Origin of the sequence: Brevibacillus humidisoli, from assembly GCF_020923435.1 — a bacterium.
Lineage (GTDB): Bacteria > Bacillota > Bacilli > Brevibacillales > Brevibacillaceae > Brevibacillus_E > Brevibacillus_E humidisoli.
The window spans coordinates 2,970,931-2,985,788 of sequence record NZ_CP087263.1 but is presented as its reverse complement, the minus strand read 5'-3'; the positions used below and the strand labels follow the sequence as shown (position 1 = coordinate 2,985,788).

14 protein-coding genes are annotated in these 14,858 nt (G+C 51.7%); 10 read left to right on the top strand and 4 right to left on the bottom strand.

Features of this window, described 5'->3' with window-relative positions; translation table 11 throughout:
* Positions 1-166 precede the first annotated feature (166 nt).
* From LOK74_RS14735 to LOK74_RS14720, 4 genes are all read left to right on the top strand, one after another.
* Entirely contained in the window at positions 167-1,261 is a 1,095-nt protein-coding gene (locus LOK74_RS14735; RefSeq protein WP_230042791.1) for a bifunctional 3-deoxy-7-phosphoheptulonate synthase/chorismate mutase, read from the top strand.
* Between the two features lie 248 nt (positions 1,262-1,509).
* Entirely contained in the window at positions 1,510-2,517 is a 1,008-nt protein-coding gene (gene ccpA / locus LOK74_RS14730) for a catabolite control protein A (protein ID WP_230042790.1), read from the top strand.
* 52 nt (positions 2,518-2,569) lie between these two features.
* Positions 2,570-3,520, top strand: a complete 951-nt coding sequence (locus LOK74_RS14725; protein ID WP_230042789.1) for a 5'-methylthioadenosine/adenosylhomocysteine nucleosidase — start codon at positions 2,570-2,572, stop codon at positions 3,518-3,520.
* 2 nt (positions 3,521-3,522) lie between these two features.
* Positions 3,523-4,068 carry an HXXEE domain-containing protein gene (locus LOK74_RS14720; protein ID WP_230042788.1) on the top strand — a complete coding sequence of 182 codons (546 nt, stop codon included), beginning with the start codon at positions 3,523-3,525 and terminating at the stop codon, positions 4,066-4,068.
* 226 nt (positions 4,069-4,294) lie between these two features.
* On the opposite strand, the gene LOK74_RS14715 is transcribed toward LOK74_RS14720, so the two are convergent.
* Together LOK74_RS14715 and LOK74_RS14710 are read right to left on the bottom strand one after the other, a co-directional pair.
* Positions 4,295-4,828 carry an SRPBCC domain-containing protein gene (locus tag LOK74_RS14715; protein ID WP_338148613.1) on the bottom strand — a complete coding sequence of 178 codons (534 nt, stop codon included), beginning with the start codon at positions 4,826-4,828 and terminating at the stop codon, positions 4,295-4,297.
* 262 nt (positions 4,829-5,090) lie between these two features.
* Positions 5,091-6,395 (bottom strand): NCS2 family permease, encoded by a 1,305-nt coding sequence (locus tag LOK74_RS14710; RefSeq protein ID WP_230042787.1) that lies wholly within the window; start codon positions 6,393-6,395, stop codon positions 5,091-5,093.
* Between the two features lie 258 nt (positions 6,396-6,653).
* Here LOK74_RS14710 and LOK74_RS14705 point away from each other — a divergent pair, with 258 nt between their 5' ends.
* On the top strand, positions 6,654-7,355 hold the full coding sequence (locus LOK74_RS14705) for a pirin family protein (RefSeq protein WP_230042786.1): 702 nt from the start codon (positions 6,654-6,656) through the stop codon (positions 7,353-7,355).
* A 22-nt stretch (positions 7,356-7,377) separates the two neighbouring features.
* Here LOK74_RS14705 and LOK74_RS14700 read toward each other — a convergent pair whose 3' ends face one another.
* Complete coding sequence (locus LOK74_RS14700; RefSeq protein ID WP_230042785.1) at positions 7,378-7,725, bottom strand: YmaF family protein; 348 nt, start codon at positions 7,723-7,725, stop codon at positions 7,378-7,380.
* A 225-nt stretch (positions 7,726-7,950) separates the two neighbouring features.
* Between LOK74_RS14700 and LOK74_RS14695 the strand changes: the two genes are divergently transcribed.
* The 4 genes from LOK74_RS14695 to LOK74_RS14680 all read left to right on the top strand — a co-directional run bounded on the left by LOK74_RS14695 (position 7,951) and on the right by LOK74_RS14680 (position 12,458).
* Positions 7,951-9,336: a sensor histidine kinase gene (locus LOK74_RS14695; protein ID WP_230042784.1), complete on the top strand. Its 1,386-nt coding sequence runs from the start codon at positions 7,951-7,953 to the stop codon at positions 9,334-9,336.
* A gap of 4 nt (positions 9,337-9,340) precedes the next feature.
* Positions 9,341-9,979, top strand: coding sequence for a response regulator (locus LOK74_RS14690; RefSeq protein ID WP_230042783.1), 639 nt, complete (start codon positions 9,341-9,343; stop codon positions 9,977-9,979).
* 671 nt (positions 9,980-10,650) lie between these two features.
* Positions 10,651-11,505, top strand: coding sequence for a 23S ribosomal RNA methyltransferase Erm (gene erm, locus LOK74_RS14685; protein ID WP_230042782.1), 855 nt, complete (start codon positions 10,651-10,653; stop codon positions 11,503-11,505).
* 143 nt (positions 11,506-11,648) lie between these two features.
* The gene (locus tag LOK74_RS14680; RefSeq protein ID WP_230042781.1) at positions 11,649-12,458 is read left to right on the top strand and encodes a DUF2935 domain-containing protein; all 810 of its coding nucleotides are present in this window, start codon (positions 11,649-11,651) and stop codon (positions 12,456-12,458) included.
* Between the two features lie 56 nt (positions 12,459-12,514).
* Here the strand turns inward: LOK74_RS14680 and LOK74_RS14675 are convergent, their stop codons facing one another.
* The gene (locus LOK74_RS14675) at positions 12,515-13,693 is read right to left on the bottom strand and encodes an iron-containing alcohol dehydrogenase (RefSeq protein WP_230042780.1); all 1,179 of its coding nucleotides are present in this window, start codon (positions 13,691-13,693) and stop codon (positions 12,515-12,517) included.
* A gap of 286 nt (positions 13,694-13,979) precedes the next feature.
* Between LOK74_RS14675 and LOK74_RS14670 the strand changes: the two genes are divergently transcribed.
* Positions 13,980-14,714 carry an SDR family NAD(P)-dependent oxidoreductase gene (locus tag LOK74_RS14670; protein WP_230042779.1) on the top strand — a complete coding sequence of 245 codons (735 nt, stop codon included), beginning with the start codon at positions 13,980-13,982 and terminating at the stop codon, positions 14,712-14,714.
* Positions 14,715-14,858 lie beyond the last annotated feature (144 nt).

The window sequence follows — 14,858 nt, the reverse complement described above, 5'->3', positions numbered from 1 at the left end:
CAGTTGTCTGTCTCCTCAGAAATGAAAGCGCTTTAAATTTCTTTACAAACACTTTCGCGCTTTTTGGCGCTAAAATGCTGACAAACGACTTGGGTTCCTTTATAATATTCCCTAACTTGTCGGGTAGCCGAAAGAGAGATTAGCCGTACGAGAAGGGGTGGAGAAGATGAGCAACGAACAAATCGAAACGTTGCGCAAGCAAGTGGACGAGATTAATCTGAAGATTTTGGAACTGGTCAGTCAACGGGCAGAGCTCGTTCAAGAACTGGGCAAGGAGAAGTTGAAACAAGGGATCAACCGCTTCGACCCCGAGCGCGAGCGTGAAATGCTCAATCTATTGGTGGAACATAACAAGGGACCGTTCACGGATGACACGGTACGTTATCTGTTCAAGCAGATCTTCAAGGCCTCGCTTGATCTGCAGAAGGACGATAATAAGAAAGTACTGCTGGTCAGCCGCAAAAAACAATTGGAAGATACGGTTATCCATGTAAAAGGAGTCGCCTTTGGCGGTTCTGCACCTGTGTTGATCGCCGGGCCATGTTCCGTTGAAAGCTATGAACAGGTGCGGCTGGTTGCGGAAAATCACGCAAAACAGGGACTGCGTGTCCTGCGCGGCGGCGCATTCAAACCTCGTACCTCTCCCTATGACTTCCAAGGGTTGGGTGTGGAAGGGCTTGAGATCCTGAAGCGGATCGGAGACGAGTTCAACCTGGTTACGATTAGTGAAATCGTCAGCCCGAACGATATCGAACTGGCGACACAATACATCGACGTAATCCAGATCGGTGCTCGCAACATGCAGAACTTTGAGTTGCTCAAAGCGGCTGGCCGGGTCAACCACCCTGTGCTGCTGAAACGTGGTTTGTCGGCGACGATTGAAGAGTTCATCTATGCCGCAGAATACATTGTATCAGAAGGCAACACGCAGGTGATGCTTTGTGAGCGCGGGATTCGCACGTATGAGAAAGCAACCCGCAACACGCTGGATATCTCCGCTGTCCCGCTGTTAAAACAGGAGACCCATCTGCCGGTATTTGTAGACGTAACGCACTCTACGGGGCGTCGCGACCTGCTTCTGCCGACGGCAAAGGCTGGACTGGCGGTAGGCTCTGACGGCGTGATGATTGAAGTTCATCCTGATCCGGATGTCGCCTTGTCTGATGCCAAGCAGCAGGTGACGATTCCGCAATTCAATGAGATCCTCGACGAGTTGTACGCATCCGGGCTGTACAAACAGGAAACGACGGCAGCCAAGTAAGTAGGACGGAGGACCCGGCGCACTGAACCGGTATTTCACGTCTCTATCCACAGGCAGCCAATCAATAGAAACCGGCGTCCCGGATAAACGGGATTGCCGGTTTTTCTAATCGGATAAGCGGATCTGTTTTTTCATAGAATAAATAGAAGAAAACGATTGCATCAAACGGACGTATGTCGTATGATATGTCCATACATTTATGAAAACAATTATGAAAACCAAAATATGGTGGAAGGAGTGGTTTCACGATGCCGATTACTATCTACGATGTCGCCAGGGAAGCAGGCGTCTCCATGGCCACGGTTTCCCGTGTCGTCAACGGCAACCCTAATGTAAAGCCGACAACAAGGAAAAAGGTACTGGCCGCGATTGAGCGTCTCGGGTATCGCCCAAATGCCGTGGCGAGAGGTCTGGCCAGCAAAAAGACAACGACGGTCGGGGTCATTATTCCGGACATCTCCAGTATGTTCTTTTCCGAACTCGCCCGGGGAATCGAAGATATCGCCACCATGTACAAATACAATATTATCTTGTGCAACTCTGACCAACGGCTGGAGAAAGAGTTGCAGTTAATCAACACGCTGCTTGAAAAGCAGGTGGACGGACTGCTGTTTATGGGTGCGGAAGTAAAAGACGCCCATCTGCAGGTGCTGTCGACAGCCTCGGTCCCGGTCGTGCTGGCTGCTACGCGGGATGTGGAAAGTGTACTGCCGTCGGTTACGATTGACCACTTCCAAGCAGCGTATGACGCCACCCGGCTGCTGATCGATGACGGTCACCGCCGCCTCGCGATGATTAGCGGACCGCTCAACGATCCACTTGGAGGACTGCTTCGTTTTGAAGGCTTTAAACAGGCCCTTGCCGACGCAGATATCCCCTATGAGGAAGAACTGGTCGCCAAAGGGAATTACCAATACAATTCAGGATTGAATGCGATGAAAGATTTCCTCAAGCTGTCTCAGCCGCCCACGGCTGTGTTTGCGGCCAGCGATGAGATGGCGATCGGTGCGATTCACGCTGTCCAGGATGCCGGGTTGCGCGTGCCGGAGGACGTGGAAGTGATCGGGTTTGACAATGTGAGACTAGCCGAGATGGTACGGCCGCGTCTAACCAGTGTGGTACAGCCTATGTACGACATCGGGGCGGTCGCGATGCGCCTACTGACGAAGTACATGAACAACGAACAGGTGGAACAGCATATTGTGGTACTGCCGCATCGGATTGAACATCGAGAGAGCACGCGTACGCAAGCGTAACACTTTATAAAAAGAAGAACGCAAGTCTGATTGCAGATACAGGAGGATTGCCATGCGCATCGGAATCATCGGCGCGATGGACGAGGAGATCGCGCTCTATCACACCGCGATGACGGAGACGGTCTCATCTACGAAAGCCGGAATTACGTACCATGAAGGGAAGTTGGCAGGTCAGTCGGTTGTGCTTTGCAAGTCAGGTGTGGGAAAAGTAAACGCCAGCGTCTGCACCCAGATACTGGTCGATCAGTATCAGGTGGATCGTGTTATTTTTACCGGTGTGGCAGGAGCGGTTCACCCGGAGTTAAACATCGGCGATATCGTCGTCTCTACAGACTGTCTGCAGCATGATGTGGATGTGACGGCACTGGGTTTCCAACCAGGGGAGATTCCTTTCCAGGAGAAGTGGGTCTGGGAAGCGGATGACGAACTGATCCGTCTCGCCGTCGCTGCCGGCAAGACAGTCGGGGAGGGGGTCCGTGTCCTAGAGGGGCGTATTCTCTCCGGCGATCAGTTTCTCGCAGATCGGGAGAAAGTAAACCAACTGTACAAGCAGTTTGCCGCATCCTGTACGGAGATGGAGGGAGCAGCTGTTGCCCAGGTTTGCGCAATGAACGGGGTACCGTTTGTCATTGTCCGCTCGATGTCGGATAAAGCTGACGGTTCCGCTCACGTCAACTTTGCTGAGTTTACCCAATTGGCCTCCCAGCGTTCGTTTGCCATCGTTACGGGGATGCTGGATCAGATGAAGCCACAGGCGGCCCCGGTGATTGTATACTCCACGAAAGGCTGTGTGGACTGCGAGATGGTGAAGCAATACCTCCAGGAACAAGGTATTGCCTATGAGGTCCGCGATGTGATGGAGCGGCAGGAATATCGTGAAGAAGTGGAACGGTTTGGTTTTCTTGGTGTACCAGTGACCGCGGTTGGCGATAAGGCGGTAAAGGGATACAACCCCGCCGAACTGGAGCAATTGCTGCGTGGTGTGGATCGGACGGATACCTAAGCATGCTGTCATACCTGGATAACAAGCTTTCATTGAAACAACTGATCTGGTTGTTTCCAGTCATCTTTTTAATTCACGATGCAGAAGAAGTGATCACGTTTGAGTGGTGGATGCAGGCCAACCTGGATGAGCTGCAGTCACTCGTTGGCAGCAGTTTGCTAGCCCCGTTGATTCTGGCATCGGCGAGCATGACGACGGTTCAGTTTGCGATAGCTGTAGGGGTCATCTTCGTGTTTATCTTATCATCCAGTTACCTTGCTGCCCGCTCCCTTACGATGGGCGGAGGAATGCAATACTTTCTAGTTTGTCTCACAGTTATGACGGCCAATGTGTTTACTCATGTTGGCCAAAGTGTGCTGTTTCATGGGTATACGCCCGGTGTCGTGACAGCTGTTACGGTGCTTCTGCCGTACACGTGGTACATGTACCGCCGTCTTCGCGGAGAACAACACCTGCAGCCACAGAGCCTAAAGGGATCGCTTCCTTATGCACTGCTGGCACTGCCGGTGTTGTATCTGGCTCATGCTATTGGGCGGTTGATCGGTTGATGGAATCCTTGTTTTGGCAAGCAGAGTTCAGAGCAACTTATCAATCAACATATCAATCATAGGCCTTCTTTTAGCGTTAGGGTAAGCGCTGAGAGAAGGTTTTTATAAACACAGCAGAGATTTAGTCTTTCGCAGTTGATTCCTCACCGAGCTTCAGAGCATGAGAACGGCTGTTGCTCACATATTAACGAAAACGATTCATATGTTCGATAAGAGGCACACTGAATCAGCCCTCGAGAAAGACGGCAAGATTGGCCAGGGTGGAGCTCATCCCCTCTTCATGCTCATCCTGCCGAATCCCTTCAGGCACATCCTCACAAATGATCGAAACTTCGGTGCCCTCCGGAACCGCGTGCAGATTCCAGGTCATGATCATCTTGCCGGCGAATGCCGGGTCTTCAGACACGAATTGGATTTGCTGTACGATCCGCTTGTCCTCACTCAATTCCAGAAATTTTCCTTGAACGACGTCAGAGTTCTCTGATGTTTTGCCGACCATTTGATCAGAACCGACATAGGTGAGCGTCATGCGATAGGTTCCGCCTTCCCAAGCCTGAAAGTCATCGATTCTTCCCTCCATCCCTTCCGGCGGAAGCCATAAAACCAGCGACTCCGGGTTCAAAAAGGCTTGATAAATGCTTGATGCGGGCGCCTTGATGATTCTTTTTGCTGAGTCTATCCTCTTTGGGTTTGCATTTGACATTTTCACTTTCTCCTCATCTTCTAAGGTTTTTCTATATCCTATAACTTTTTCCAGCACGACATTTCTTATCGTTTGCTATCTGTCACGCATTTGACCAGTTTTTTTGCGGAAAGAGGGATGATTTCGGGCCACGACAGTCCAAGAACGATTTCGCAATCATAGGAGGGAGAAACCTGCCAAGGAGTAGATCAGTGATGCATGCCAGCATACAAAAACTCCCGTATCCACCTCTGTTATACGAGAGTTTTTGTCGTCCTTATGCGGGAATACGCATGACACTTAAAATGCATGGTCATTACTGCCTGAAACCATTCGCAACCTAAACCCCTACAGCCTGAAGCCCAAAATAGACCACAAACAAACCGGCAATGACGTACAGCGGTACCGACACGTCCCGCCCTTTTCCAAGCAGCCATTTCAGCAGCGGATAGGCAACAAAGCCGAAGCCCATCCCGTCGACGATACTGTATGTGAGCGGAATCAGCGCAATGGTTAAAAAAGCGGGAAACCACTCGGACAGATCGTCAAAAGGAAGATGTCTTACGCCCTGCATCATCAATCCACCGACGACGACCAGAACGGGAGCGATCGCGCTTTCCGGAATCAAGGTGACGACAGGGAGCAGCAGCAAAGAGAGCAGAAACAGCAGGCCCGTTGTAAGTGACGTCAACCCGGTTTTGCCGCCTGCCGAAATGCCGGCCACACTTTCAGCTGCCGATACGGTGGGGCTTGTACCCCACAATCCGCAGGTGATCACAGAGACAGCACTTGCCCGCATCGCAGCCGACAGTGATTCCGGTTTCCCCAGCAGTTGGAGCTGGCTGTGGATCACTCCGATACTTTCAAAGATCACAACCAGGGCAATCGAGAAAGCGGCGATCCAGAAGGTAACGGAACCGACTCTCTCAAAGCTCAGAGCGGCGAACACGGAGTCATACGAAGCAAGAGAAAAGCTGCTTGATTGATTCAACCCGTCGGTATCGATTTGTCCGGCCAAGGCAGTCAACAGTGTACCAGCTGCGATACTGATCAGGAAGCTGCCCGGCACTTGCCGCAGGAAAAGAACCAACGTGAGAAGCAGGGTGAAGATCGTCAGCAGAATCTGCGGGCTGGAGAGAGGCCCCAGTGCGACAAAGGTTTCCTGGTCGAGGATGATCACCCCGCCTTTTTGCAGCCCGATAAAAGCGAGGAACAGCCCGATGCCAGCTGTGATTGCCTCTTTCAGCGAGCGTGGAATTGCCGACGAAATCACATGAGCTAAAGGGGTAAACGATACGACTGCAAAGACGATACCCGCAGTGAAAACGGCAGCCAACGCCTCCTGCCAGCTCAATCCCATGGAATGGACCAACGTGTAGGCAAACAGGGCATTGATCCCCATTCCGGGTACCAACAAGAGCGGTCGGTTTGCCCACACAGCCATCAGGAGACAGCCGGTCACCGAAGCCAGCACCGTCGCAACAATGCCAGCTTCCAGCGGGATCCCGGCGTCAGCCAATATGGATGAATTGACTACGACGATGTAGACCATCGTAAAAAAGGAGACAGTACCGGCAAGCAGTTCTCGTCTCACAGTGGTTTCGTTACCCTTCAGATGAAACAGATAATCCAGTAAGCGGTGCAAACATCTACCTTCCTTCTATATAGTCCCTCGCCCACCCATCGTATCAAGTGATCGATTCAGATAAAGTCCAAACTGAGATCACCATTGATCGTATTGTACCAGAGAGAGCGCCCCTATGCCAGCACGCCTGTGTGCACACCGCATCCGGCCTTGACAGGTGGGAGAAAGGAGGATATGATGTTTGTAACTTACAAAAAGTAAGTGTAAAACAAGTCGTGCACCTGATCAGGGTGCCGACAGACAGAGGTGATTTTCATCATGATCCAGATCATTCCATCAGACCAGCGTTTTCTCACTGATCACGGGTGGTTGAAATCCCGCTTCAGTTTTTCCTTTGCCGAGTATTACGACCCGAATAATCTGCAGTTCGGGCCGCTACGAGTGTTCAACGACGATGTGATCCAACCGGGCACCGGGTTTGGCATGCATCCTCATCGCGACATGGAGATTATGACCTACGTCATAGAGGGCGTGCTGGAACACAAGGACAGTATCGGCAATACCGGCATCATTCGCCCGGGAGAAGTACAGCGGATGACAGCGGGGAACGGCATTTATCACTCCGAGTACAACCCTTCCGAGGATACTCCGCTTCATCTGCTGCAAATCTGGTTTCTGCCCAATCAAAAAGGACTGACGCCATCTTGGGAGCAAAAGGAATTCACCAAAGAGCAGCAGACAAACTGTCTGTTTCCTGTAGTGTCCGGTCGGCCCAACGGGGAGGCGCTCTCCATTCATCAGGACCTAACTGTCTATCTGTCCCGGCTGGAAGCGGGGCGCGAGCTGACCCACCAGCAGGAGGAAGGACGCAAGATCTATTTGTTTGTGATCTCGGGCGACCTGCAGTTGGATGGTGAACACCAACTGTCCACGGGTGACTCAGCACGAATCGATGAACGCTCCCAACTGCATCTTGCCACCACCGCAGGGGCGGAGTTTATGCTGATGGACCTGGCGTAACCATACACGTCCATACAAAGGTTTAGGTTCCTGGCCGGTAGTCTTCTCCTGTTCTCCCCCGGTAATAATGGATGTGTCCATCGTTAAAGGTGGTTTGACCGGAAAACTCATGGTAGTGGCCGCCACCGGGCAGCGGAATCGGCGGCCCCGTCCACCCTCTGTAATAATGAACATGACCGTCGTCAAACGACGTGGTCCCCTCATAATAATGAACGTGACGCGCCCCTCTTCCATAGGGGGGTGACGTCCGTCCCCTCATCCTGTGCCTGTGTCCGTCATTGATTGTCGTTCTGGTCCGATAGGAATGTATATGGCCAGGTATGTCAGTGAATTGGACAAATGTGACATCATGGCTGTGTGTATCGCTCAACGTTGCCCTCTCCTTTCCCTCTGTTTGTACAGTTGATGCTCAAATGATCGGTAATGAAACGGTTAAACGACTATTTCCTCAGAAAACCGATTTTCAAAAAGATACGATTCTTCTCTGTTATAATGGATGTGTGACTGAAGACATCTGCCGCCACCGACTCAGGCAGGATCGTACTGATCTTGTTTTCGTCGGAGCGACCAACTATGTGAGTAGGAGTTTTACACCGTGATCATAACCGTTTTGATAGCGATCTGGGCTTTTGGACTGCTGCTGCTCTTCACCGACCCGAGACGGCTTTCTACCCGCTGGGCTAGTGCAACAGCCTTTATCGGAGGATTAGGTTATTTTGCTGCTGTTATCGACGAAGAGTTGTATCCGCTGCTGCAGGGGTATGTTCAACAGTATCCGCTGCTCAATCCGGGGATGCTCTTTGTCAGCAGCGTATCATCGTTTATCTGTCAGATCGGGCTTCCCTACACTTTTTTGATGTTTGCCGTACATTCCTGTGACTTTATGCCGAATCGAGTGAAGATGATCATCCAGTATGCGGCACTTCTGCCACCGCTGTTAATGCTGGTGATTACACCGATTTACCCGGTGCTTCAATTCGATTACTGGATCATGGTCATGTGGGTTACGCCCTATTTTCTCTGTACGTGTGTGTTGCTGATATACCTGTATTGGACGGAACGGGACCCAATGGTTAAGAAAAGCCGGTTCATCAATAATGTTCTGGCTATTCTTCCGCTGTTGTTCGTCTTCATCTCTATTTATGTGATGCGGATTTTCGATCAGTACGACGCTTGGCGTTACAACATTGTCATCGTTTCGCTGCAGTTTATCCTGTTTTTGGCGATCAGCGTCAAATACGGACTGCTTGGCGTCAAGCTGAGGATCGAAAAGCGACGTTTGGACAGTACACTGCGGGCGATGACATCTGGAGCGTCGATCCTCAACCATACGATCAAAAACGAATTGGGCAAAATCAACCTGTATGCCGATCGGATTCAGTCCTACGCGTCCGATGAGAAGCGGAACGAGATGAACGAAGATATGACGGTTCTGCTGCAGTCCACCCAAAACATCATGAACATGGTGAACCGGATCCAGGGACAGATCCAGGACATTGTACTCAAAGAGGATATCGTCCCTCTGCATGAAGTGGTCACTCGTGTCCTGCAGGATGTGCGGCCGTACGTCGAAAAAAAGCAGATCGAAGTGCGCCCCCATCTGGACGAGAAGGCCTGGATCAAAGGGGACCCGGTCCATCTGCGTGAAGTGATCGCCAATCTGTGTCAAAACGCCATCGAGGCGATGCATCAGGGAGGCGTGCTGACCGTTTCTCTATACCGTTCCAAGAAGCATCTGGTCGTATCGGTAGCCGATACCGGTGTCGGCATCTCCAAGGAAAATCTGGGAAACGTCCTGGATCCGTTCTTTACGACCAAAAAAAATGGGCAAAATTATGGTCTGGGGCTTTCCTATTGCTATAACGTGATGCAGAAGCATCAGGGGATGCTTGAGATTCAGAGTGTCAAGGAGCAGGGAACGACAGTTTATCTCTACTTTCCGAGCAAGCTAGTAGTAGAGAAGAGCCCCAGAGAGGAGTGATAGTGTGGCTAAGATCCGCATCCTGATCGTAGAAGATGATGCCATCTGGCGAAAAGGATTGGTAGACTATTTGTCCAAAGAACCGGACTTGACGATAGCAGGCACAGCCGAGACGAGAGAAGAGGCCGTGCAGCTCTTCCAACAGCAGGTGGTGGACATCGTCTTATTGGATATCAACCTGACCGAAAACAATCTGGACGGAATTGACCTTGCTCATCAATTGGTCGATCTCCAGGCAGATTGCAAAATCATTATGCTCACCTCACTGACCCGGGAGGAGATTATCGTCGAATCGTTTTCGGCGGGAGTGGTCAACTACATTAGCAAGCTGGATTATAAAGAGATACCGGCTGCCGTCCGCGCCGCCTACCATCAGCAATCGGCGATCCACCCGACAGCTGCTGCCGCACTGCGCCATGAATTCTTGCGCTTGAAGCAGGAAGAGAACCAGAAGCTGCTCTCTCCGGCTGAAAAAGAAATCCTGCAGTTGATCCACGATGGATATACCCAATCAGAGATTGAGAAGCGGCTGCATATTGCCAAGCGGACGATCAAAAATCACATCAACCGGATTCTGAAAAAAATGGGGGCGAAAACGAGCAAAGAAGCCGCTTCGATTGCCAAGCAGAAAAAGATGCTGTAGGGAACAGGCAAAATCCTGCCCGCGTCGTCATCCCTGGCCCCTTCGCTTGCGATTGTAAAGAGAAGGTGTCTGTGGTAAAATCAAGTTACTTTTAAAGGATGGAGGGTTACGTGTGCATTCAGCCCGATTGAGAACTTTGTACATCTAAATGTTCATATGTACAAAGGCTCTGCCTGTGTGCAGAATAATCGGGATTGGTCTGCCCATTTACATGTAACCCTGTTTCGTTATACGCGAATAAGCGGGAGGGCCCAGTCTGCCCTCTTTTTTTGTGCTATCGAAAAGTCTACGTTTGATAACGAGATACGGGGCAAAAGTACGCGGGAAACGTTGCGCCGTCAGGATGACGGCTTGTCAAGGTTTCCTGCGATGACGTCAATAGAGAAAAGCAGCAGCAAGTGAATAACCAAACCTGATGGGAAGCGACTGGCGCTCATGCTGTGTGTCATTCATTCGGTCAATCCTTTTTGGTCGAAAGGATAACAAGGTGATCGTGGCATGCCGCATAACCAGTTGTCTCATGCAACATAACCAGTTGTGCAAGGTTTGGTTTGTTTACGGTTGATCTGCAACAAGTGATTCTTCCGCACTCTGTTGATCTCCTCTTCCGGTTACGAAACGCACAGGCAGGCGCCTGTGCGTTTTCATTTTTTACGTAACGGAGGAGCGACATGAATAGACAAGATAAACGTCATAGAAAGGCGCGAAAGGGCTTAGAAGGGCCTAATTTTTCCGGCCAGCATCTGCTGCACAACAAACGGGTGATCCAGGAGATGATCCAGTTGGCGGGGATTACGTCTGCCGATACCGTTTTGGAAATTGGAGCTGGCAAAGGGGCGTTCACGCTGAGCCTGGCGGAGCGAGCAAAACACGTTCTGGCTGTTGAGTACGATCCGGTTTTTGTAGAAGTGCTCCGGAAAAAGGCGGAAGGGTACCGAAATATCAAGGTCATCGAACGAGATATTCTCAAAACAAGCCTGCCAAGAGATCCGTTCAGTGTTGTCGCCAGTATTCCTTATTCCATCACCACGCCGATTCTGGAAAAACTGCTTTATCCCCCGTCTTCGGCCATTCAACGAGCCGTGCTGATGATCGAATATGGAGCGGCCAAGCGCTTCACTGCCAATTCGATCATCAACCCTCGCATTCTCAAATGGAGAATCTGGTTTGAAATGAAGTTGATCAGGGTGGTTGGCCGCAGCCATTTCTCTCCCCCGCCCCGTGTAGACTCGGCCATATTGCGTGTGCGGAGGAGAAGCAGTCCACTCGTGGCGAGCCATCACCACAGTCGATTTGTGGCATTGGCCGAATATGGATTGAGGTGTCCGGAGCTGCCGATTTATGAAGCGCTCAACGGTGTATTTACACCTCCTCAACTAAAACATGTGCTCAGGGATGTCGGGAGGGAGCGCGATGCACCGATTTGCTCTTTGAACGAGGATCAATGGGGCGTCGTATTCCTTGCGATGCTGAGGCATGTTGAACCACATCGTTGGCCTAAAAAACAGAGGAGGAGAGATCGCTAGCGACCCAGTGGCTGTTGAATAGACTGGCCGAGAACGTTCGGGGGAGTCTTTTGGTTCGATACAAATAGGGTTTACTCGTTCCTTCACGCGATTAGGCAGATGCTCATATGCTAATCGTGAAAAAGGGAGGAGATCGCTTGAATATGAGTGGATTTGACCAAGCAGCCTTGTTTGAACATCGCTTTTGGCTGCAAATCATGGGGGATCATGCCCGTTTTATCCTGCAAGGCCTGGCGCCGACAGAAACTGAAGAGTGGAAACGGGCAGAGTACTTCAAACAAGTGTACGACTTGCTGTTGGAAAAAGCGAGGCTGGAGCTTTCCGGTGACGAGCTGACGAAGTTGACCGAGCAGGCGCAGCATTATACGATCGAGTTCCGCAGTTTTAAACTGCACCTGCTGCGGCGTCATCTCGTAGGTGAAATCGCGATCAGTTTGCCCCCTACCTTTATCAATCACATGGTAAACGAGCTGGAGGAGTATGTGAGGATCTTGCAATGTTTGTGCAAAGGTGAAGCGCCTGCGCCCTGTCATCCCGTGCACTACCACCTGCTCTGGCTGCCTGATGCGGCGGGTCATGCCGGGAGCATCACGTCATCGCTGGACCTCGTCGAGCATCAACTGAAGGAGAAAAGCAGGGAATACACCCGGTCGTTTGAGCAGCTTTACCTCAAAGCGGTCGAGTTGGCCGGTTATCTCCGCACTCATCTGGAGCAGTTTCCCGCTCTGTCTCGATTCAATCATCAGGTAGAGTTGGAAATCGCGTTGTTCACCAAGTTCCTGCACGAGATCGAAGAGATGGAACTAACAGATACGGTGCTAGGTACTCTCTCCCCGCTCATGCCCGATCACATGGCGCGGGAAGAGTGCTATTACCTGATCAATCTGGCCCACGTAACAGAGTTGACGCCACCAGACTGTGATCCGACCAGACCGCGGGTGGAGCAGGAGTAGCGAAATAGCTGCATGGAAAAGGGCTCCTGCATCAGCTGAGCAGGTCAGTTCTGTGCTCATGTGAAGCTGTAGTCGTAGCAGATCCCGTACAATTCCGCAATCTCGGTTTCAGTGGGTACTTTGGGGTTATTGGCCGGACTTCCGCTTGCGATGGCATCAGCAACCATCTTCGCAACGACCTGGTCCAGTCTGTTCCGGTCAATGCCCCAGTTTTTCATGTTGGGGATTTGCAGATCAGCACATAGCAATTTGACCTGCTTGACGGTCTCTTCCGCGGCTTCCACGTCAGGATCGTCTCCCAACCTCCTGTCGATCCTGCGAGCGATCTCAGCGAGCCGTGATGTACAAGCGTCTTTGCTGTACTCCAGTACAGCGGGCAAAAGCATCGCATTGGATACACCGTGGGGAACGTGGAACAGCGCTCCGATCGGCCGAGACATGCCGTGCACCAGGCAGACCGAGGCATTGGAGAAGGCCGCACCAGCTTTCATCGCTGCCAGGGCCATCTGCTCCCGTGCCTCCAGGTCTGTTCCGTCGTTGTATGCCTTTCGAATATTTCGGCAAATCAGATCAATCGCGGATAATGCGAGCATATCGGTCATCGGTTGGGCACGGCGGGAGAGATACGCCTCCATCGCGTGGCACAACGCATCGATACCGGTTGCAGCGGTCACATGGGGAGGTGAAGTGAGCGTGAGAACAGGGTCTACAATCGCTGCTGTCGGCAGGAGGAATGGATGCTTGATCATCATCTTCACATGCTCCGCGGTATTGGTTATGACGGTCACGTCCGTCACCTCTGATCCTGTGCCTGCTGTCGTCGGGACAGCAATCAGAGGGAGCGAGCCGTGCAGGACCGGTGTTTTTCCTCCTGTATAATCTCCGATATATCCACCGTTTGTAGCAAGCAGTGCCACCGCTTTGCCGGCATCGATACAGCTCCCCCCACCGATCGTGATGATCACCTTGCATTTCTCGCGCAAGCATACATCCAACGATTCTCGCACATGAATGTCTGTCGGTTCCGAATCCACCTGCAAGTAAGAGGCGTAGGATAAGCCGGCGTCGGCAAGCAGCTTGTAACAACGACGGACAACCCCCAAACTGTCCATCACCTGGTCGCTGATCACAAGCGCTTTTTTTGCCCATCGCGCTGCCTGCACGCCTACTTGGTCGAACGAATCCCTACCGTACAGGACCGTTTCCGGCATGCGAAACACAGAATATGTACCCATAATTAAAGCACTCCCTTTCACTGGTTCCATTTCTCTACTGAAATAGCAAAAGATCAGTATGGCTGATCCTATCTGTATGTGAAAAAAAAGAGGTTGCATGACTCGCTGTTCCAGACGTCCCGCTGTCGTTGTCTGCCCTGCCAGCCGAAATAAGCGGTGACAGAATCGTTGTGACGTAAGGAAAAGTTGACGTTGTGCGATTGGATATACCAAACAGCAACGATCTGTGTGATAGTGTAAATGGATCTGCATGTACCATCTGAAGCCAAAGAGGAGTGAGCCTATTGTGAGAGATAAAGTTGCTTTGATCACCGGTTCAGCAACCGGAATTGGCCGGGCGATTGCCCTGCGTCTGGCACGTGAAGGGGTGCATGTCACCGTCAACTATTCCCGCTCCGCAGAGGAAGCGATACAGACCGTAGAGCAGATCAGACAATGGGGAGTAGAAGGTTTGCTCTACCAGGCGAACGTCGCTGACGACGCAGCTGTGCGCAACATGGTTCAGGCCACCATACAACAATTCGGAAGGCTGGATATCCTGGTCAACAACGCGGGAGTGACTGATTTTGTTGAGCACCGCGATCTGGAGGGGCTGCATGACGAGCACTGGGATCGCGTGATGAGTGTCAATGTAAAAGGGATGTTCCACTGTTGTCGGGCAGCGGCTCAAGAACTGCAGAAGCAAAAAGGCTGCATCGTCAATATTGCGTCGGTGGCCGGGATGACCGGACTGGGCAGCTCGATTGCGTATGCCGCGTCCAAAGCAGCTGCGATCAGCGTAACGAAATCGCTGGCTCGGGTGCTGGCTCCCGATGTGCGGGTAAACAGCATCTCACCGGGCATAGTCGATACCCGCTGGGTTGCCGGACAAGAGGAGCACGTCAAACGGTTGGCCAGCGGAACCCCGCTCGGACGGGTCGCTACCCCGGAGGATGTAGCCGAAGCAGCCTATTCGTTGATAGCGCACGCCGGGTTTGTGACGGGGCAGAATATCGTCGTAGATGGCGGGATGTTTATCTGAGGCGCCTAATTGCTCCCATTTTACGACAAAAGTTGATCGGTTCCCACAGGAAATCTAGCTTTTTGCGGTTGGAAATGCGCGCCCCCTAATCAAGCATGGGATAGGGGGCGTTGCCATTGTTACATCATGTTATGACCAGGTACC